A 19019-nucleotide genomic window follows, 5' to 3' on the forward strand; every position below is an offset into this window, starting at 1 on the left:
ACAAAATCTTATAAATAAAGTAAAATATTGTTAAATAAAAGCCTTAATGCATGACATTATCTTGAAGCCATGCGCTGATGCTGAATCTTATCCGTGATTTTCTTCGCAATATTTTTTCTTCCATTTGGCCACCGAATTTCTGCTGAGTTTGAAATGCTTCGCCAGCTGGGTGTTGTTCAGCCCATTTTTCTTCTGGTACTCCAGGATCTGCATAACAGTAGCACGGTCATAGGCCCTGAGCTTTTGGTTGGAGGCCAGTGAAGTCTTGTTCCCTGTTCCGGTAATCAGATTATTCAGCCGGATGATATCCAGTACCGTAAATTCTTTTTTATTTAAGATTGACTGACAAATAGGTTCCTTATCCGGATATTTGATGCTGATCATATCACGGTAGATTTTCCTGTAATCAGGAGAAGTAGGTAGTGTGTCCATTTGGAAGTAGATAACGGGTAAAAGTTAGGTTTGAAAATTAAATGTGGATACGACTTATTTTAAGGTTATTTTGATTTATTTTTGCTGATCCATTTGTATAGAGTGGTTTTCGGAATGCGGTATTCTTCCACAATTTCCATCTTCGTCTTTTTTTCGGTATAAATCAGTTCCAGAATAAAATCTATAACTTCCTGGGTGTAAATGTTCTTACGGAATTCCGGAAGTTTGCTTTTATGGGGTGCTTTTTTAATGTAGTTATTCCCCTGCGGCGGCGAATACAAAATTAAATGCTGGCTGTAAAGCCTGAAAAAGTCATATTTAAGCAGTTTGCTCCACCGCAGCAATACTTCAGTTTTAATATTGGCAGACTGATACATCAGGTTGACTTCTTCTTCGTCGAGCTTTAAGAAACTGCATATGCGGGATATTTCCAGATCGCTTTCCGCAACTTTCTTCTTAATCAGCTTTCCGATATGGAGTGTCTTAAAATCCATAGGATGCAAGGTATTTAAAATTCATGATTCAATGAAGCAGAAATAGCTGGTACTGCCTTGCCGTACACCTGCAAGGATAATCTTGCCACATGTAAAATCTCAAGGGTTTTCCCCGGGATATGGTCTAAAGGGACATCCGGTATATGATTGTTAATACCTACCTGTGAATAATCTGCGAGGGAACTGGCAGATGAAGCGACCATGAATAGTTTTTTTTTCATTTTGACTGATAATTAATTAAAAATATGTTTTACGTGTTTTACTGAATGTTGAAGTTTTGCTGATCCTAATTGGTATTTTTACATGCCTGTTTGGATGTAACGATTGCTTTGCCGGTTTAAGATGAATAATAGGGTTGGATGCCACCCGTCCTGATGCAGTTTTATAGGCATGACCGATGTTTTATACCAGTTGTCGAATTGCATGTATTTTGAAATGGCTTACCGTAGAATGATGATATAAAGTGATGTGTAGCCCGAATAGTATCAGGCAGATGCAGCAAGCAGATAGACCGTTTTTTCATCCTAAATATTTTAACCAATATCGTAAAAGCAGGGCACAAATTTACTTATTTTAAAATGATTAACAATTAAAATTTTTATAGGCATTAATGGATTAATTGAAAGATAATCGACAACAAGGGCATTATCTATAATTTTTGCTGTTAAAAATTTATTATATATAAAAAGTCTGTGCTGCCTGTGCTGTGTTCTGGGACCGCATCAGGTGTAGGAGCCTTACAGCAGCGGTCATTCCCATTTTAAATCCGTCATTGATGAGGTATTCATACGACTCATCGAGGTATTTCGGGAGCGTTCCTTCGCTTATGGCTACAACTTTTACGGTGTTCCCGCGGATATTTTTCTTAATGAGTGTGCTGTGCAGGCCCGCCAGCGTTTCATCACTCATGGCAAAAAAGCCATCGAAATTTTCATAATCCAGAAGGATGTCCAGCTTATCTTTAACTGTATCTGCAGAATTGCAGTAGATCACTTTATAATCGATCGCAGGAAATCTGCTGATTTCTTTAATGAAAAAATCTTTCCTTACCTGGGTAATTTCAAGGTTTTCGTCACCGAATATGGCAAGGACCTTTGTGCAGCTCGCAGCAACAAATTGTTCAACGGCCATAGCCATGTTTTTTGCATTGTCAAAAATAACCTCATCATATTCTTTCTGCGGCAGTGTCTTATCAAAGATAACAGCAGGGATTCCCATGGCTCTGATCTTATTCAGATGGTTAAGGTCATGCGTATTCCGGGTTACTGAAATAAGAATTCCATCTACTCTGGAATTGATGCAGGTAAGGAGGTTTTCCTCTTCAATCTGGCAGGACTCTTCTGAAGAGAGAACAAAAAAATGGTATCCTTCTTTGTGCAATACCGAAGAAATCCCTTTGATGATGGAAGGAATAAAGAACATGGAAATTTCAGGGATAATAAGCCCGATAGCTTTAGAAGATTTTTTCCGGAAGTTAATAGCAAAGTCATTAGGAACGTAATTAAACGTTTCTGCAGCTTCTTTAACCCTTTGCTTGACAGTACTGCTGATATCCGGATGATCCTTTAATGCACGCGATACCGTAGAGGTACTGATATTGAGCATTTCAGCAAGGTCTTTTATAGTGATTCTTTTCATTTTGGGTTAATTGAAGCAATTTTTGGGTGAATTTAGCAATGATTTTCGAGGATTTTAACGTTAAATTATGTTAATTTTATGAAGTGATATTGTTAATGAAATGTTAAAATAAAATTATGTTATTAACCGCAAACGATTGCGCAAACGGTTGAAATTAACGCACAGTTTACATACTATTAAAACTGCATTTTGGATATAGTAAAAAAAATACTTTTAGACCATAACAAAAACTTCATAAAGATATGGAATCAAAAACATTTACCAAATTATGCATTTTAGGTGCAATGAATACAGCAGCATTCATGTTTGCCCAAAATACTTCAAATGATACCATTGCAAGAGATAAAGCCATTGATGAGGTGGTGATTACAGGGAATGCCAATCCAAAGGCTTCCATAAAAACAAGTACTTCTATTTCAACATTGAAAATGAAAGACATTGAAAATGCAGCACCCAGAACTACGGCGGAAATCTTCAGGACTATCCCGGGAATCCGTTCAGAATCATCGGGAGGAGAGGGGAACTCCAATATTACGGTGAGAGGGGTACCGGTTTCGGCAGGAGGATCAAGGTACCTGCTTATCCAGGAAGATGGTCTTCCGGTAATGCAGTTCGGGGATATTGCTTTCGGAACCCAGGATCAGTTTACCCGTTTTGATTCGTTTGTTTCCCGTGTGGAAGCATTGAGAGGAGGTTCGGCATCCGTATTTGCCAGCAATTCACCGGCCGGGATTATCAACTTCATTACCAAAACGGGTGAAAAACAGGGCGGAAGCATCATCCAGCAGGTAGGCCTTAACTATAGGAATTACAGGACTGATTTTGATTACGGAACCCCGATAGGTGACAACACGTTCATCAGCGCAGGAGGGTTTTACAGGGTAGGCGACGGTCCCAGAAAAACAGGATTCAATTCCAATAATGGAGGCCAGTTCAGGATTTCACTGCTTAAAAAGTTTGAAAAGGGAAGCTTCCGAGTATATGCCAAAGTTCTGGATGACCGCACAGCAGCCTATATGCCTATGCCTATTTCTGTAACCGGTACAGACAGTAACCCGAAATGGTCTTCATTATCCAGTTACAATGCGCTTACAGGTGCTTTGCAGACGATCAACCTTCAACATGACAGGACAGTCGGCGGCGATGGCAATATTCTTGACAGTGATATTTCAGACGGGATGCATTCCGTATCAAAGGCTATTGGTGCAGAATTCAACTATGACCTGGGAGACGGATGGAAATTTGAAGAGAAAGTGCGTTATGCTGCCAATGGCGGACAATTTATCGCTCCATTCCCTGCAAGTGTGGGAACCGGAACCGAAATCCTGTCTGCCATTCCGGGTTACGCCAGAGCAGTGTACAGCGGAACCAATACCGCGGTGGATATGAATGCCTACTACATGAAAATGCACCTGTTCAACGTAACGCTGAACAATTTCAATAATTTCTTCAATGATTTCAACTTCAGCAAGAAATGGGATGGGGTAAAAGTGAATGCAGGGCTTTACAAAGGGCTCCAGAACATCAATATGTCATGGGTCTGGAATACCTACCTTCAGGAAGTTAGCGACAACAATGCAAGGCTGATTGATGTATATAATGCTGCAGGAACGGCTATTACAGATCATGGGCTGCTGGCATACGGTGTTCCGGCGTGGGGAAACCTGAACAGGAACTACAATACCAAATATGATGTGACGGCACCTCATGCGCAGATAGAAATCAATGCTACGGATAAGCTGACGATTGATGCGGGGGCAAGGTATGATTTCGGAAGAGTGTCCGGAAGTTTCTCGGGAGTTACCAATACAAAAACTGTACGTGATATGAACGGCAACGGAGTTATTGATATTCCTGAACAGAATGTGGCAACCAATGACAATATCAATGTTCCGGTAAACTACAGATACGGAATCTTCGGGTATTCGGTAGGTGCCAACTATGCACTGAACAGCCGTAATGCCGTATTCGCAAGGGTAAGCCAGGGCGGAAGTGCTTCAGCAGACAGGATCCTGTTTTCAGGGTATAACTATACCAACAATGATGACCCGGCGCTGGATGCTGTAAAAGTGAACAAAGTAAATCAGGTGGAAGCAGGATACAAATTGAGGGGAGCCCAGTATTTCCTTAATACAACCTTATTCCTTGCCAATACCACAGAGGCCAATTTTGAGGCTACCACACAGAGAAAAACGGAAAATAAGTATCAATCCTACGGAGTCGAACTGGACGGATATTACAAAATCAGCAGAATGTTTGACATTAAGGCCGGACTTACCTATACCCACGCAGAAATAAGAAATGCACTGGATCCTACCATCATCGGAAATATGCCTAGAAGGACCCCGAAGTTTATGTATACGGTAAATCCTAATTTCAATGTGGAAAAATTAAGCGTTGGCTTTTATCTGATCGGTGTAACTAAATCCTTTACACAGGATTCCAATAAGTTGATCATGCCTGCATATGCCATTGTAAATCCTTACATTTCTTATCAGGTGCTTAAAAACCTTTCAGTCGCTGTAAACGGTAACAATGTATTCAATACCATTGCGGTAACAGAAGCGGAAGAGGCTTCGCTTGCCGGAGGCAACGGGATCATAAGAGCACGTACTTTACCGGGAAGCAGTTATAGCGTAAGTGTTAAATTTGATTTTTAATAATTGACAGAACAAAGCGGAATGAAAGCTCATCAGGGCTGAATTCCGCTTAAAAAATAAAAATATGTTTAAGGAAGAAGCTTTAGATGTCATCAGAAAAGCGGTCACTGAAGAAGGTCTGCTGGCTTCAGCACAGCAGAGAGACAATTATGCGAGGGTTTGGGCGAGAGATTCCATGATGACAGGATATGCCGGAATCCTGGCCAATGATCCTGAGACGCTTGAGGGACTGGAAAAATCCATTCTGACACTGGCCAAACACCAGGCGGATAACGGACAGATCCCGTCTAATGTAGTTCATGGAAAAGCAAGTTTCGGAACGCATGTCGGCAGGACCGATGCCACCACATGGTGGGTAGCAATCACCTGCGAATATCTAAGGACTTCAGGAAATTCTTCATTACAGGATCAGCTGAAGGAACCCCTTTACAAGGCGCTTTCATGCCTCAAAACGTGGGAGTATAATCAGAGAGGCCTCGTATACAGTCCGCTTGGTGGGAACTGGGCAGATGAATATGTGACCTCAGGGTATACCTTGTATGATAATATACTGCGATACTGGGCTTTAAAAAATGTTTCTGAATTGTATGAAGATGATGATTTAAAGACTCTGGCAGCGAAAACCAGGCAGCTTATCCAGGACAATTTCATAAAAAATGAATCAGGAGCATCGAAATACCACGAAACGGCGTATGCCAAAGTTTCGGCAAAACCGTATTTCTGGGCATCCTTAAATGCAAACGGATATGATGAACGTTTTGACCTTGCCGGAAATGCACTGGCATTGTACCTTGATTTTGATCTTGAGCTCCATGCTTTTTCAGATTTTCTTGTAAAGGTGAGCCAGGAGTTCGGGCACTGGATGCTTCCTGCTTTTTATCCTGTGATTTATCCCGGAGATGATGACTGGAGGCTGCTCGAAAACAATTACAGCTACAGCTTTAAAAACGAACCGTATCATTTCCACAACGGAGGCTCATGGCCGATCTTTTTAGGATGGCTCTCCCTGGGTCTGAGGAGAAAAGGCATAAGCAGTATTCCGGATCAGATTCTGGAGCAGTACGAATCCCTGATGAATGAAAAAGGCCATCATTTCCGGGAATACTATTCTACGGATAAATTGCTGCCGCTGGGAACTGAACAGCTTTGTTTTTCTGCTTCAGGCTACCTGATGATGATTGAGGGCTCCAATGCCCTAAACCCTTTATAAATTGATAAGATGATTGGTGATATTATAGAACTGAATGAAAACCATCTGGCAAGTGCCAGAGAAATATTGGAGATCCTGAAGAAGCACTTCCTGCTGGCTCAAAAACACAAAATTGCTGTTGGAATTGCAGGTGAAAGCGGAAGCGGCAAATCTGTGACTGCTTTTGCCCTTCAGAAAGTTCTTCATGAAATGAACATAAAGAGCATCGTGCTGCAAATGGATGATTATTTTAAGCTTCCACCCAGAACCAACCATGAGAACCGTCTGATTTCCCTGGAAAACATAGGCCCTCATGAAGTAAATCTGAAAAAGCTTTCCGAAAATATAGACGATTTTAAAAAGGGAGTGGCGATTATTGAAAAACCATTGGTCCATTATCGCGAAAACAGCATTCAGACTGAAGTTCTGGAAACTTCGGAATGCGAGGTGGTCATCGTTGAAGGGACTTACATCTTAGAACTTGAAGATTTCGAATATAAAATATTCATAGACCGCAACTATAAAGATACCTATAAGAACCGCATGCAGCGGAACCGGGATGAGAAAAGTGACTTTGTAGAAAAAGTACTGGATATAGAACATCATATCATCCGTAATTTTAAAAATAATGCCGATCTTATCCTCGACAAAAACTATAATCCGGTAATTCCCCAATAGCCATGACAAAAAGAATCATTCCCCGCCTGAGCTTCTGGCAGATCTGGAACATGAATGTGGGCTTTTTTGGTATCCAATACAGTTTTGGCTTGCAGCAGACGGCTGTTAATCCCATCTACTCATTTCTGGGCGCCCATGCCGAGCAACTGCCTATCCTGAACCTGGCCGGTCCGATTACCGGATTGCTGATCCAGCCTCTGATCGGTGCTATCAGTGATAAAACCTGGAGCAACCGCTGGGGGAGAAGGAAGCCTTTTTTCCTGTTGGGTGCTGTATTATGCAGCCTCGCCCTTTTCGCCTTTCCGTTCAGCTCTACCATCTGGATGGCTGCAGGCCTCCTCTGGATCCTGGACGCGGCCAACAACACCGCGATGGAGCCTTACCGTGCTTTTATTGCCGATAAGCTTCCCCAAGAACAGCAGACCTTCGGGTTTCAGATGCAGAGCCTGTTTGTAGGAGCGGGAATTACCTTGGCCAATTTATCACTTTTCGTATTCCAGAAATATCTGGGCGGAAATTCAGCAAACGGAGGGATTCCGGTATGGGTGTACTATTCTTTTTTCCTGGGATCATTCTGTTCCATAGCTTCCGTAGCCTGGTCGGTGTATAAAACACCTGAAATACCGCCTACGGATGAAGAATTGGAAGAACTTAAAAAAGCCAAGGAACAGAGCAATTTCTTTACGCCGTTCGTGGAAATCATTATGGCGATCCGGGAAATGCCTAAACTGCTCTGGCATCTGGCATTGGTCTATCTGTTCCAATGGTATGCCCTGTTTTGTTACTGGCAGTTCATTACGCCAATGCTGAAATGGTCATTGTACGGGATTTCCGAATCCGATGAGCAGAAAGCTAACCACATTGCGGAATTAACCCAAAAAGGAATTTCAGTAGCAGCATCAGACCTGTCATGGACCAAAAATATTCTTCACACAGTGGAAGTAGCAGTAGGACAGACCGGGCTTATGAACGGTTCATATAATATTGTGACAATCCTGTCAGCATTGCTGCTCGTGCCCTTTGCCAAAAAATTCTCTACGAAAAAAACGTATATTTTCTGCCTTTTTCTCACCGGTCTGGGCATTGCCATACTGCCTCTGATTAAAAACGAATACCTGATCCTGCTGCCGATGATTGCCCTCGGAATCGGATGGGCTGCTATGATGGGACTGCCGTATTCTATGGTTTCTCCGGCAATACCGGCTAACAAAAGGGGGATTTATATGGGTGTGATCAATATGATGATTGTAATTCCGATGCTCATCCAGACACTTTCATTCGGCTTCATTTATCATACGATACTAGGCAATAATCCTTCGTCTGCCATTGCTCTGGCGGGAATCCTGTTTATCGTTGCGAGCGGATGTGTATTTTTCATGCAGGTTAAAGAAAACAAGGTTCAGGGATGACCTGACTTTATATATGGGAATGTGTGTAAAATCTCTGAGGAGGTTTATTAAATCCGTCTTATTAAAGACGGATTTATTTTGATATAACCTTAGCAAAACCCTTGGATTGCCTGTGTTCTCTAAAATCGATACATTTGGGTATGAATAACAGGAACCGTGGTAAGAATACCGGTGACGATGTATTGTTTGGAACTGAGAAGCAGCTTGAAAAACTGAGAGCGGCAGTCAGTGATATGCATTATCTGCTGAGCCGCGGGTACCCGGAAAAAACATCTTCAGAATTGGTTGGTAACCGCTACAGGCTGAAAAGCCGCCAGATTCAGGCACTGCGTGGAGCGTCTGCCTCCGAACTGCAGCTTAAAGAACGGCAAACGAAACAGGTGGCTGTTCAGGACCTAGAGAATAAGGCTGTATTCCTTGACGGCTTTAATGTCCTGATTTTGCTGGAAAGCCTGCTTTCCGAAGCCTATATTTTTGAGGGTCTTGACGGCTGTTTCAGGGATCTTTCGGGTGTTCACGGAACATATAAAAGAGTAAATCAGACGCTGAAGTCAGTGGAACTGATTGCTTCTTTCTATAAAAAATCCGGAATATCAAAACTGGTATGGGTGTTTGATCAGCCGGTTTCCAACAGCGGAAGAATGAAACAGATGGTTGCCGATTTTGCCAGCGAACAGCACCTGGACTGGGAAGCAGAACTGCAATTCAATCCGGATCAGTTTATAGCTGAGCATGCAGAGATCGCTGTTTCTTCAGATGCCTGGATTTTGGACCACTGCAAAAGCTGGTTCAACCTTGTCCGTTACCTGATCCATGAAGAGGAACTCTCTGTAAACTCTGTAAGAATAATCCATGATGAGCCATTTTGAACCCTGCATTCGGTATTTATCTGAAGAATGGAAGCTGAAATACGGAGCAATTTTAGCAGAAGAGCACATTCAAACTCTCGAATCCAATATCCGGAAATTCAAGGAAGGACAGGGATTTTGTGACCTGCCGTTTTTCAACGAGGAAATCAAAATTAACCGCGAGGAAAGTTTCCGTTTATTGACAGGGATTATCGAAGATCAGGGTACAGCTGAGGCAAAGTGCCGGAAGTTGGAAGAAGTCCCCTTCTGGCATTGGCTGAATATATTGGGACAGAGAATAACGCCTGCGAGCATCCGCGATGAAAGGGCGGTTCCTCCGCTTAGGCCTGTACTTATTGAAGCTTGTCAGAAAATGTATAACAGTGAAATTACCGTGGCACAGAGGGCATGGGAAAAACATACCGGAAGGCTGAATGATCCGTTCTGGGGAGAAGTAAAAGGAAGCAATAATGAGAAACAGCAGGTGGTAATGGATAAAATACACTATATCCTTGACCATCAAACATGGTGGAATACCTTTTTTCATTACAGGCATGAACTGGTTTTTGAAGTCAGGGAACGTGAAGGGCACGGCATCAGATGGAGCCGTAACGGTAATTCCCTGATTGGTTTCCTGGAAGGATTTATCAATGAATGAAAGGAAAAACAGATGGACACGAGTCTGAATATCAATGTCCCTTAACAATAGTGCTTTTAACCCTGATCATGCTTTTTAGCTAAAAAAAGAGTTTTGCAATCAATGCAAAACTCTATTATTTAATATTCAAGGCAATTATTAGTGGCTTCTCACCTTATTTGCCTTTGTCACTTCCTATAAACTCCTGATCCCCGCTTCCAGGGCCAGTTCGATCATTGGTTTCAATGCTTTTTCCCTCTGGTCCGCAGAAATATTTTCATGCGTCGGGATTATATCGGAAACGGTAAGGATTGTCGCTGCATTTTTCCCCAGATGCTGGGCATTGGCAAACAGTCCGAAAGCTTCCATTTCTACGGCAGGGCAATTGTTCTTTGTCGCAATTGCAGGAATCGCCGGATCTTTTCTGTAAAAAATGTCGCTGCTATGAATGTTCGTAGCTTTTGTTGTCAAAGACATTTCCTGTGCCGTTTCATTGATTGTATGGAAAATATTTCCCTGGTGGGAAAGGATTTCATCATCAATTCCCCAGGCGTACTTCGCGTAGGTACTTTCACTGGCGGCATATTCTACGTTCAGGAGGTCAAAAACTTTCAGATCTGTGGTATAAGCGCCACAGGTTCCGATCCTGATGATGGTATCCACCTCATATTCCGTAAACAGCTCGAAAGAATAGATCCCGATACTCGGAAAACCCATACCGCTGGCTCCAACGGTGATTTCTTTTCCCTTGTACAGGCCTGTGTAATAGAAAATGCCTCTGGTCTGGCTCACCAGTTTAGCTCCTTCCAGGAAATTTTCAGCAATATATTTGGCGCGCAGAGGATCGCCCGGCTGTAAAACAACCTTGGCAATTTCCCCTTTTTTTGCACTGATGTGGATACTCATAATTTTTTATTTCAAGGCGCAAAGATAGTAAATCTGTGCATAGTGAATCGTGAATACAGCTTTCGGAGTAATTTTAATGTTTGGTTTGTTAATTATCTGTCGGGGACCTTTTAAAACTTACAATTCACAAATAATATTTCTATTTTTGTTAGATGACGGAAAACAGATCCCCATTTCTAGATACTTTATTTCTGCTGCGGAAGGAGGAATCCATGACGGTTTTTATAGGGCTTCAGGAAATTCCCGAAAAGGAAATGCTGGAAGCCGCGGATTATTTCAGGGCAGAATTTGAAAAAGAAAGGCTGGAATTTCAATCCGCTGAAGTCATGCATCATCAGGATGCCGCTCTATGGGCTGCAAAAATACTGTATCACAGTGCCCAGTTATATCTGGTTCGCAGAGATACCTCCACAGACCTGAAGAAGTTCATTCCTGATTACACAGGAAAGATAGATGTTTCTGCCATACTTTCTGCCGATCTGTCATTAAGGTTTGTACCACAGGTTCTTGCTGCCCTTCAGATCGCTGATCCCGAAGATCCGTTGATTGTGTTGCTGGAAAGCCTATTGACCCGGTTTCATTATTCAGGCATCGGAACAGATCTGGATCTTCAAAACATCAATTGGCAAGACGAACTGAAAAATGCAACCTACCGGAAGCTGTACCTGGAAAGAATTGTGGAAAAGAAAGACTATAAACTGGCTGAGATTCCATACATCAATCAATTACTGATAGCGGAGTTCGGGATGTATAAAGATGTTTTCTGGAAAGAATTGAAAGATACCAGGGATTAGGCTTTCTGCTTTTTAGGGCAGAAGGCTTTCATCAACTGAAAAAGAAGCATGAAAAAAAGAAATTGTGTTTAATGATAAAATAAGGTCAATGAATCATACTATAGAAAAACTAAACCGTGTCCTCAGCTATGTTAAAAATACTTTCGTAGGCAAAGACGATGTGGTAGACCTGTTGGGAATATCTTTGTTGGCCAGGGAAAACGCATTTCTTTACGGGCCTCCCGGGACGGCAAAATCCGCGATCGTAAGAACTCTGGCCAACACCGTGAAGGATGGAAAGAACTTCGAGTATCTTTTGACACGTTTTACGGAACCTAATGAGATTTTCGGGCCTTTTGACATCAGGAAGCTCAAAGAGGGTGAATTATTGACCAATACTAATGGAATGATGCCGGAAGCATCCATGGTTTTTCTGGATGAGATCTTCAATGCCAATTCTGCCATCCTGAACTCACTCCTGATGGCATTGAATGAGAAAATATTCAAAAGGGGAAAGGAAACTAAACATCTTCCTGCGCTCATGTTCGTGGGAGCGAGCAATATCCTTCCTGAAGATGAGGCACTGAATGCCTTATTCGACCGTTTCCTGATCCGGATCAATGTAGATTATGTGAATCCTGAACTTCTACAGCAGGTACTTCTAGCAGGAAGAAAACTGGAGAATAATACCGATACGGAGGTTCCTGAAATTCTTTCGGATGAGATCCGGGAGCTGCAGGATCTGTGCAAAACCATTGATCTTAGACCCGTTTATGAAGTCTATATAAACACGGTTATCAGCCTGAGAAATACCGGGATTGCCATCTCCGACCGAAGGGCGGTAAAAATGCAGAACCTTATTGCAGCCAGTGCTCTGATCTGCGGAAGGAATGAAGCCATTCTTTCCGATCTGTGGGTATTGAAGCACATCTGGGATACGGAAGAGCAGATCGAAATCCTGGAAGGAATCATTAACCGGACGATTGAGAAAGATGCCCATCCGAAATCCCATCCTCAGTCACTTCACAATAAAACTCCAAATCCCGAGGAGGTAATGAAAGATGTTAAAATACTTGTTGAAAAATGGGATGGCGGAGTGCTTAGCTTTGAAGAGCAGAATGTTATTAAAGATAAATTAAGATACCTTCAGACCCGTTGCGACTGGATCAGGAATCCTGAGCAGAAACAGTACATCCAACAGGAAATCGAAAATCTATGGCAAAAGATCCTTCAGAGCATATAAAAGAATTCTGGGCAGAAATTCCCCGGATGAATGAAGATCATCTGGGAACCATCCGCGACTGGAAGAATGTGCAGGTGGCATTGGAAGACGAAGTCCTCTGGCTTAAAGGTTTTACCGATGAACAGGCGGACTCACCGGCGCTCCGTCAGCTTCCCGATTTTGTCCTCTACGAGTTGCGTAACGGTCTATTGTTCCGGAAAGATGCGCTGGTACCCAGTAAAAAGGTGAGGACAGCATTGCTGTGGAACCGGATCGATAAGTTCCTGTGCCTGACCTTCCCGATTGCCAACCATAATTTTTTCGGCATCGACAGAAAAATTGAGGTGAAATTAGTTCCTGGCCAAGATGAACATCCTGCAACAGCATTACTATGCCCGATGGCAGAAATCAGGAAAAGCCTGATCACTGTGCCGAAATTCAAACTCGAAAGGCTTGACTGGATTGTTATTGATGACCAGGCATTGTTTATCGGAACTCCGTTGCTAGGTTTTCCGGGAAAAACATACTGGTCAAAAGACGGCCATCTTCTGCCTGCCGGTTTTGATTTTGAGTTCAAAAACCTGAGTCTTTTGTTACAGGAGAAATACAATGCGGATTCGGAAGCCTGGCTTCTATGGAATGAAGACGGAAGTGTTCTGTCGCTCAATAAAAATAATTTCCGGAACTTGTCCCTAAGCTCTTTCCGCCTCACCGAAAAATCACAGGAATGGATGTAATTGCATATTTCCAGTCTTATAAAGGGTATTTCTGGGAATGGACCACGGATGAAGATGTTTCCGATGATACAGGATATCGCGAAAATAACCTTATTTCCATTCCGAATGGAGGATCCATTGCTTACCGCCCCTATATTATAGAAGTTTTAAGGACACTGAAAGACCAGGGTTTCCCGCCTTTCGGCTCACTGCTGCTCGTTCTTTATGCAGCGCAGGAAGGATATGTAAACCTGGACGGTATTTTCAGTTACCTGAAAAGGATCAGTCGTGAGGTATCCGCACAGGAAACCGTTCAGGATATTGAATCTGCACATCAGTTTTTAGAACATATAAGCCAGGTTGGGTATCCTTTGAAGCAAGGACAGAACAAAATAAATCTCCTGCAGACCATTTTTAAAGATGCCCACAATCAGGTGGCTTCGTTAAGTTCCGAATGGATTATCAAAAGGTTTGAAAAGAGTCCGGTGATCATTTCCCAGGCTGCCGAAAAGAAGGAATTGACCCAGGCAGTCGTCAGCAGGGACATCAAAACGCTGTCACTGCTCCATCATCGTTTCCCGACCACGGAATCTATCATTGATGCCGTAAAAGGAATCGCTGCGATCCCGGAACTCGAAAACGAAGTCATTCAGGAGGAACCTGTCATTGAAACCGGTAAGGAGTTTATAAAGGAACTGATTGAAGAACCGAAAACGTTCCAGGTCGGTAGCCTGATCAAAAGGATCTGGAGCGGACTTAAAATTCCTATGCGCCACCTTTCTCCCGGTGAACAGCCGATTGGCGGGATTTCAGATATGACGAACAAAGGCGATTTCAACAGGATGCTTCTGTCTGAGTTTGCTCATGAAGAAGAGGTTTTTATGAACCGTGTTGCCAATAATGAAGCCCTGTATATCCAGCGGGAAATTCCGCCAGAAGAAAATGTTTTTGAACGGGTAATCCTGATCGATATTTCCCTGAAAAACTGGGGTACCCCGAAAGTTCTTGCCTTTGCATCGGCTATTGCCGTTATCAAACATCCGAAAGCCCATTCCGAGTGCAAAGTTTTCGTCTTAGGGGAACACAGCATACCCGTGTCTCTGAACACCGTGGAAGAAGTGATCCGGAATCAGAATGCAGTAAGCCCCGTTCTGGGGGTTTCAAATGCACTGGAACGGTTTTTTGAAGAGGAATACAACGGAAGAGACCTGGAAGTTTTTTTCATCACCAGCCACGAAAATGTACAGAATCAGCATATGCAAAAGGTCATCCATGAAAACCGTGACAAGCTGAAATTCCTAGTGACAACCTCTGCTGACGGAGAACTCAACTTTTATAAGCACCATAAAGGAACGAGAAAGCATATCCAGAAAATAAGGCTTCCGCTACGGGAGCTTTGGGCCCATCCTCCCAAAGGGAACAAAACATCCGGCAGTGTCGGGAGCGGCATCAAAACAGCAGTTCCCGAAAATTATCCCTTACTGTTTCCTACGCCTAAAGACCGGATGGAAACATTTTTGTATGAAGGAGAATTTTATATGCTGAGCAATAAAAAACAATTGCTGAAAACATATCTGTCAGACAACTATTACAATAAAAATATCTATCAGAATATCAGTATTCAGAAAGGCTGTGAAGTGATTGTTGAGAACATTTCTGTAAAACCCAGAGGACAGTTTGCTCTGGCCAGGAACAAAGCAGGAAATTATATCCTGGCTCAGTATCAGCCGGATAGAAAAAACCTGTCCAGGCTGAATCTTAGTACGGGGGAATACTCGGAACTGAATTTGTCGGGGCTGGATATTCCGGTAAATTTTTCGTTGATCTATTTCAATAAAAGCTTTTTTTTATATGGACTTGAATATGATAATATATTCAGGATCAATCTGGAAGGAAACCTTTTTGCAGAAAGAACCGACAATAATCGTGAAATCCGTAAAAACGTATTCAGAACTGAAGCAGAACTTAATAAACTGAAAAATAAAGGGATTAAAATTTTAAATAATTTTACCAGGATAGGGATCAACAGCGCTGAAAGACTGGTGGTCTCAAAATTTGCCCTACAGTTCCACTCTGAAAATGAGTATTGGCTGGAAAAGAATTCGGATAAGATAGAAATTTATGCCCATCAGGATAAGAATAAATTTACCTTCAGTGATGGAAGCGAAGTAATAACAGACCATCGGGGGATGCTTACATTTGTCAGCAGCAATAAAAGTATTCCTGTTTTTTATATGCCTTCTTCGCATGATGGCTATATAGCATTGGCCACAGAAAAAGAATTCGGAGGATCAGAGTATTACCTCCCTAAAAAATCGAAGCTGAAGATCCGGGAAATGGAAGAAATGTATTTCGATTATATGGAACCCTTTATTAAACATGTTCTGGAATATGGAACTTAGAATACACCCCTTTCCGAAAAATAATTATCCCAGAAAAGGATTCCTGATTAAAGGATCTGAACCTGTGATTTGGCTGCGTGAAATGGAGATGCTGGGGATAGATCTGGCTCAGGTCCGGTCATTTCCTGTTCCTTCCACTGAGCCCAATATCTTGTACGGCTGTTTTCTGGTCTTTCAGAATATCGCTCCTGCTGAAATCGGGAAGAATGTATATTTTCAATGTGTAGATGACAAGCTTTTTATTCCTGAATATACCCTGTTTTATCCTAAAGTGTATCCTGAAGAATGGAGTGCTGCCGGTGCGGAATTTCTGCTTATGCATCCGGAATTCGGAATGGTGAAACTGAATGAAGAAATAGACTGGGTTTCATTGATCAGCGATCCTTTGCCGTCAGAGGGAAAAATCAGGAAACCTTCATCAGGAGTAAAGATTCCCCGGGAAATTAAGACCTTCGGCGTAGAAATAGACGATGAGAAAATACTGGAAGCTCTTCAGAAGCCGCAGACCGAGCAGGAATGGATGGATAATCTTCCGTTCAATCTGCAAAAAGTAATGAACGGCAATAAAAAGGAAATCGAAAAATACCTGAAGTATATTGAGAAATACCCGGAAAGAGCTGTTGATCTTGGCGTTCCGCTGGATGTTACCGGAACTTCCCGGGGTGACGGTTTTGCAAAGTTCATATTTAACAGTACCTGGTTTGGAAAATTGTTCGGTGGAGGCAGCGCAAGAGAAAGTTCTGCATTTTCAAGCAGATACCGGTGGATGTTCTGGGCATTCCTGATGGGTATTGTCCTCGTAATGCTGATTATAGATTTCAACAAAGAAGAGTCTTCCTATGAAGAGCCTATATCTTCAGGTAAGATTTCCGGGAGACCTGATGATAACATGATGACTCCAACAGTTGCTTATCAATCCGGTGTAACCGATATCGATCTGAAAATTGATTCCATCTACGGGAAAAAACGGAATGAACTGATGAGGGAGCATGTGAATGCTTCAGCCAGCTTAGCGGGCAAAAATGAAAAAAGCTATTATGAATACCTGCGGAAGGGCGGCAGGCAGATCGGGGAAATTCAGAATGATCTGTCAAAGCTGAATGAACGCACTGAAGCTGCTACCGATTCGCTGAGAAGAGTTTACCGTAAGAAAATTGTCAAATACCTGGTGCAGAATGAACTGACGTTAAGAAAAAAGATTGCGGACTCCCTGCGGAAAACAGCCTCAGGAAAGCCTGCCGATGAAGGGGTTGTAAAGAAGATACTGAAAAAGAAGCAGCTGCTGATAGAAGACTCGCTGGGGCGTCTCTATGGAACCAAGGAGTATCCGGAACCTCCGGCTGTTAATCCTGAAAAATCTTTACATGCTCGAAAAGGCAATCAGGCGTCAACGGATCAAGAGCAAGGCATTTCTTTTACAGAGATTTTTTGGCTGATCATTTCCATGATCGGAATCGTAGGCCTGTATTCTTTTGTGGTGAAGAAAAAAAGCCTGAATCTTGGAGGAGATCATGTTCCGGCCGGAATCAAGATTTTCCTGATGTTGGTGCTTGTCGCTATGGTTGCCTATATTTTCTATCCGCTGATTGAGATGTTCGGGTACAACTGGTTCGTATGGATCCTCATCATCTGTGTGATCCTGTTGCTGTACCGCCTGTTCAGTGAAGATAAAACCATTTTAAAATCAAATAAAGATGAATAAGCAGAAGTTCATCAGTAAATTCATCGCAGCATTTTTTCTTCTGGTTATTATTAAGGTCATCGGAATTCTGGCGCAGCTTTTTCATAAAAGCTTCTGGAGCGTAGCAGGTACATTGATGCTGTTCATTGTCATTGCCCTGATTTTTTTCGTTGTCCTGCTCCGCCTGGAAGATAAGGAAAAAGAAAAAAGCTTGTCCGGGCGTAAAAAGAAACCCGGAAGTGGGAATGCCTATGTGGAATCTTCACTTTTCGACCGGATAAGAAATACATATGAAGAACTGGCCCAAAAATATATCAGGGAGAACGATTATAAAAAAGCGGCTAAGGTGTATATCAACCTTCTCCGGGACCATTACCGCGGAGCCAAAGCACTGGAAGAAGGCGGATGGTACAGTGAAGCGGCTGTCATCTATCTTAAAAAACTCAAAAATAAGTCTGAAGCAGCCCATTGCTACGAAAAAGCCAAGCAATACCGGAAAGCCATTGACCTTTATAAAGAACTCGGCCAGAAGGAAAAAGTAGGGGATCTTTATCTTGAAATGAATGACCGTACTCATGCCAATGCCTATTATCAGATGGTTGTAGATGATTATGTGGGCAATAACCAGATGGTAAAAGGATCACTTATCTATCGTAAAAAGATGGACCTACCGGATAAAGCTCAGGAGATCCTGCTTCGAGGCTGGGAGGAAAACCGAGATGCCTTCAATTGCCTCAATAACTATTTCGCCAACATTACTGACGTTAAAAAACTTCAGCAGCAGATTAGTGACCTCTATCAAAGAACACCTTCAGACCGGAAAATCACCTATCTGGAAGCCATGAAACATGAATTCAAAAAAGCTCCGGAGCTTCACACAGCTATCAGGAACATTGCTTATGAAATTATCGCTGAAAAAGTAGCCACCCATTCAGAAATCGTGAATGAACTGAAACATTTCAATCCTGCTGATGAGGTGATCCTGAAGGATATTTCTAGGTATAAAACCGGCAGGAACAGGATTTTGAAGGGTGGGTAAATGATTTAAGGATTGAGAGATTCAGGGATTGGTTTAAAAAAGGGGTTTTTAGTATAAAAAGAGTAATATTGTTTGAATCCAGGTGGCTTCGGGAACTTAATTGATCGGGGGTTTTTAAAGACAAAATATTATATCATAATAGGAAAAGATTTATCTTTGCAGCAATACAATTATGACAATACAAAGAGCACATATCAGTTTAAATCTCTGCGATCGCCCTGTAGGAAAGGGATCGTTTGGATATGAATACATGATATCAGATGAGGCGAAGTGTGCTTGCTTTGAAAATTATTTA

At 42.3% G+C, this 19019-nt stretch carries 17 protein-coding genes; 12 read left to right on the forward strand and 5 right to left on the reverse strand.

Translation table 11 applies throughout. The annotated features are described in order from the left end of the window. Nucleotides 1-87: 87 nt before the first annotated feature. The 4 genes from QE404_RS00605 to QE404_RS00620 all read right to left on the reverse strand — a co-directional run bounded on the left by QE404_RS00605 (nucleotide 88) and on the right by QE404_RS00620 (nucleotide 2564). Nucleotides 88-432, reverse strand: a complete 345-nt coding sequence (locus tag QE404_RS00605) for a helix-turn-helix domain-containing protein (RefSeq protein ID WP_307445277.1) — start codon at nucleotides 430-432, stop codon at nucleotides 88-90. Nucleotides 433-497: 65 nt separating this feature from the next. Next, complete coding sequence (locus tag QE404_RS00610) at nucleotides 498-926, reverse strand: transposase (RefSeq protein ID WP_307445281.1); 429 nt, start codon at nucleotides 924-926, stop codon at nucleotides 498-500. A gap of 14 nt (nucleotides 927-940) precedes the next feature. Continuing rightward, nucleotides 941-1147, reverse strand: coding sequence for a hypothetical protein (locus QE404_RS00615; protein WP_307445283.1), 207 nt, complete (start codon nucleotides 1145-1147; stop codon nucleotides 941-943). A gap of 454 nt (nucleotides 1148-1601) precedes the next feature. Further along, nucleotides 1602-2564, reverse strand: a complete 963-nt coding sequence (locus QE404_RS00620) for a LacI family DNA-binding transcriptional regulator (RefSeq protein ID WP_307453651.1) — start codon at nucleotides 2562-2564, stop codon at nucleotides 1602-1604. 242 nt (nucleotides 2565-2806) lie between these two features. On the opposite strand from QE404_RS00620, the gene QE404_RS00625 reads away from it, so the two are divergent. The 6 genes from QE404_RS00625 (at nucleotide 2807) to QE404_RS00650 (ending at nucleotide 10006) form a co-directional block, all read left to right on the forward strand. Continuing rightward, nucleotides 2807-5224, forward strand: a complete 2418-nt coding sequence (locus tag QE404_RS00625) for a TonB-dependent receptor (protein ID WP_307445288.1) — start codon at nucleotides 2807-2809, stop codon at nucleotides 5222-5224. A 64-nt stretch (nucleotides 5225-5288) separates the two neighbouring features. Next, nucleotides 5289-6434, forward strand: a complete 1146-nt coding sequence (locus QE404_RS00630; protein ID WP_307445290.1) for a glycoside hydrolase 100 family protein — start codon at nucleotides 5289-5291, stop codon at nucleotides 6432-6434. A gap of 9 nt (nucleotides 6435-6443) precedes the next feature. Beyond that, nucleotides 6444-7091, forward strand: a complete 648-nt coding sequence (locus QE404_RS00635; protein WP_307445292.1) for a uridine kinase family protein — start codon at nucleotides 6444-6446, stop codon at nucleotides 7089-7091. Between the two features lie 2 nt (nucleotides 7092-7093). Continuing rightward, a complete protein-coding gene (locus QE404_RS00640) occupies nucleotides 7094-8500 on the forward strand; it encodes an MFS transporter (protein ID WP_307445293.1) in 1407 nt (468 codons plus the stop codon). A 140-nt stretch (nucleotides 8501-8640) separates the two neighbouring features. Further along, complete coding sequence (locus QE404_RS00645) at nucleotides 8641-9369, forward strand: DUF434 domain-containing protein (RefSeq protein ID WP_307445295.1); 729 nt, start codon at nucleotides 8641-8643, stop codon at nucleotides 9367-9369. After that, a complete protein-coding gene (locus QE404_RS00650; protein ID WP_307445300.1) occupies nucleotides 9353-10006 on the forward strand; it encodes a hypothetical protein in 654 nt (217 codons plus the stop codon). The genes QE404_RS00645 and QE404_RS00650 overlap by 17 nt, the downstream gene beginning before the upstream one ends. A 174-nt stretch (nucleotides 10007-10180) precedes the next feature. Here the strand turns inward: QE404_RS00650 and deoD are convergent, their stop codons facing one another. Further along, nucleotides 10181-10891, reverse strand: a complete 711-nt coding sequence (deoD, locus tag QE404_RS00655; protein WP_307445303.1) for a purine-nucleoside phosphorylase — start codon at nucleotides 10889-10891, stop codon at nucleotides 10181-10183. Between the two features lie 152 nt (nucleotides 10892-11043). On the opposite strand from deoD, the gene QE404_RS00660 reads away from it, so the two are divergent. The 6 genes from QE404_RS00660 (at nucleotide 11044) to QE404_RS00685 (ending at nucleotide 18724) form a co-directional block, all read left to right on the forward strand. Next, a complete protein-coding gene (locus QE404_RS00660; protein ID WP_307445306.1) occupies nucleotides 11044-11685 on the forward strand; it encodes a hypothetical protein in 642 nt (213 codons plus the stop codon). Between the two features lie 88 nt (nucleotides 11686-11773). Continuing rightward, nucleotides 11774-12907: an AAA family ATPase gene (locus QE404_RS00665; RefSeq protein ID WP_307445307.1), complete on the forward strand. Its 1134-nt coding sequence runs from the start codon at nucleotides 11774-11776 to the stop codon at nucleotides 12905-12907. Beyond that, nucleotides 12880-13623: a hypothetical protein gene (locus tag QE404_RS00670; RefSeq protein ID WP_307445309.1), complete on the forward strand. Its 744-nt coding sequence runs from the start codon at nucleotides 12880-12882 to the stop codon at nucleotides 13621-13623. The genes QE404_RS00665 and QE404_RS00670 overlap by 28 nt, the downstream gene beginning before the upstream one ends. After that, on the forward strand, nucleotides 13614-16004 hold the full coding sequence (locus QE404_RS00675) for a hypothetical protein (RefSeq protein WP_307445311.1): 2391 nt from the start codon (nucleotides 13614-13616) through the stop codon (nucleotides 16002-16004). Before QE404_RS00670 ends, QE404_RS00675 begins: the two co-directional genes overlap by 10 nt. Continuing rightward, nucleotides 15994-17706, forward strand: coding sequence for an APC family permease (locus QE404_RS00680; RefSeq protein ID WP_307445313.1), 1713 nt, complete (start codon nucleotides 15994-15996; stop codon nucleotides 17704-17706). Before QE404_RS00675 ends, QE404_RS00680 begins: the two co-directional genes overlap by 11 nt. Beyond that, nucleotides 17699-18724 carry a tetratricopeptide repeat protein gene (locus QE404_RS00685; protein WP_307445319.1) on the forward strand — a complete coding sequence of 342 codons (1026 nt, stop codon included), beginning with the start codon at nucleotides 17699-17701 and terminating at the stop codon, nucleotides 18722-18724. Before QE404_RS00680 ends, QE404_RS00685 begins: the two co-directional genes overlap by 8 nt. Nucleotides 18725-19019 lie beyond the last annotated feature (295 nt).

This window comes from Chryseobacterium camelliae, assembly GCF_030818575.1.
Lineage (GTDB): Bacteria > Bacteroidota > Bacteroidia > Flavobacteriales > Weeksellaceae > Chryseobacterium > Chryseobacterium camelliae_A.

Coding starts and splice junctions, on each gene's coding strand:
- QE404_RS00605 (WP_307445277.1), bottom strand. CDS start 432: ATGGACACACTACCTACTTCTCCTGATTACAGGAAAATCTACCGTGAT.
- QE404_RS00610 (WP_307445281.1), bottom strand. CDS start 926: ATGGATTTTAAGACACTCCATATCGGAAAGCTGATTAAGAAGAAAGTT.
- QE404_RS00615 (WP_307445283.1), bottom strand. CDS start 1,147: ATGAAAAAAAAACTATTCATGGTCGCTTCATCTGCCAGTTCCCTCGCA.
- QE404_RS00620 (WP_307453651.1), bottom strand. CDS start 2,564: ATGAAAAGAATCACTATAAAAGACCTTGCTGAAATGCTCAATATCAGT.
- QE404_RS00625 (WP_307445288.1), top strand. CDS start 2,807: ATGGAATCAAAAACATTTACCAAATTATGCATTTTAGGTGCAATGAAT.
- QE404_RS00630 (WP_307445290.1), top strand. CDS start 5,289: ATGTTTAAGGAAGAAGCTTTAGATGTCATCAGAAAAGCGGTCACTGAA.
- QE404_RS00635 (WP_307445292.1), top strand. CDS start 6,444: ATGATTGGTGATATTATAGAACTGAATGAAAACCATCTGGCAAGTGCC.
- QE404_RS00640 (WP_307445293.1), top strand. CDS start 7,094: ATGACAAAAAGAATCATTCCCCGCCTGAGCTTCTGGCAGATCTGGAAC.
- QE404_RS00645 (WP_307445295.1), top strand. CDS start 8,641: ATGAATAACAGGAACCGTGGTAAGAATACCGGTGACGATGTATTGTTT.
- QE404_RS00650 (WP_307445300.1), top strand. CDS start 9,353: ATGATGAGCCATTTTGAACCCTGCATTCGGTATTTATCTGAAGAATGG.
- deoD (WP_307445303.1), bottom strand. CDS start 10,891: ATGAGTATCCACATCAGTGCAAAAAAAGGGGAAATTGCCAAGGTTGTT.
- QE404_RS00660 (WP_307445306.1), top strand. CDS start 11,044: ATGACGGAAAACAGATCCCCATTTCTAGATACTTTATTTCTGCTGCGG.
- QE404_RS00665 (WP_307445307.1), top strand. CDS start 11,774: ATGAATCATACTATAGAAAAACTAAACCGTGTCCTCAGCTATGTTAAA.
- QE404_RS00670 (WP_307445309.1), top strand. CDS start 12,880: ATGGCAAAAGATCCTTCAGAGCATATAAAAGAATTCTGGGCAGAAATT.
- QE404_RS00675 (WP_307445311.1), top strand. CDS start 13,614: ATGGATGTAATTGCATATTTCCAGTCTTATAAAGGGTATTTCTGGGAA.
- QE404_RS00680 (WP_307445313.1), top strand. CDS start 15,994: ATGGAACTTAGAATACACCCCTTTCCGAAAAATAATTATCCCAGAAAA.
- QE404_RS00685 (WP_307445319.1), top strand. CDS start 17,699: ATGAATAAGCAGAAGTTCATCAGTAAATTCATCGCAGCATTTTTTCTT.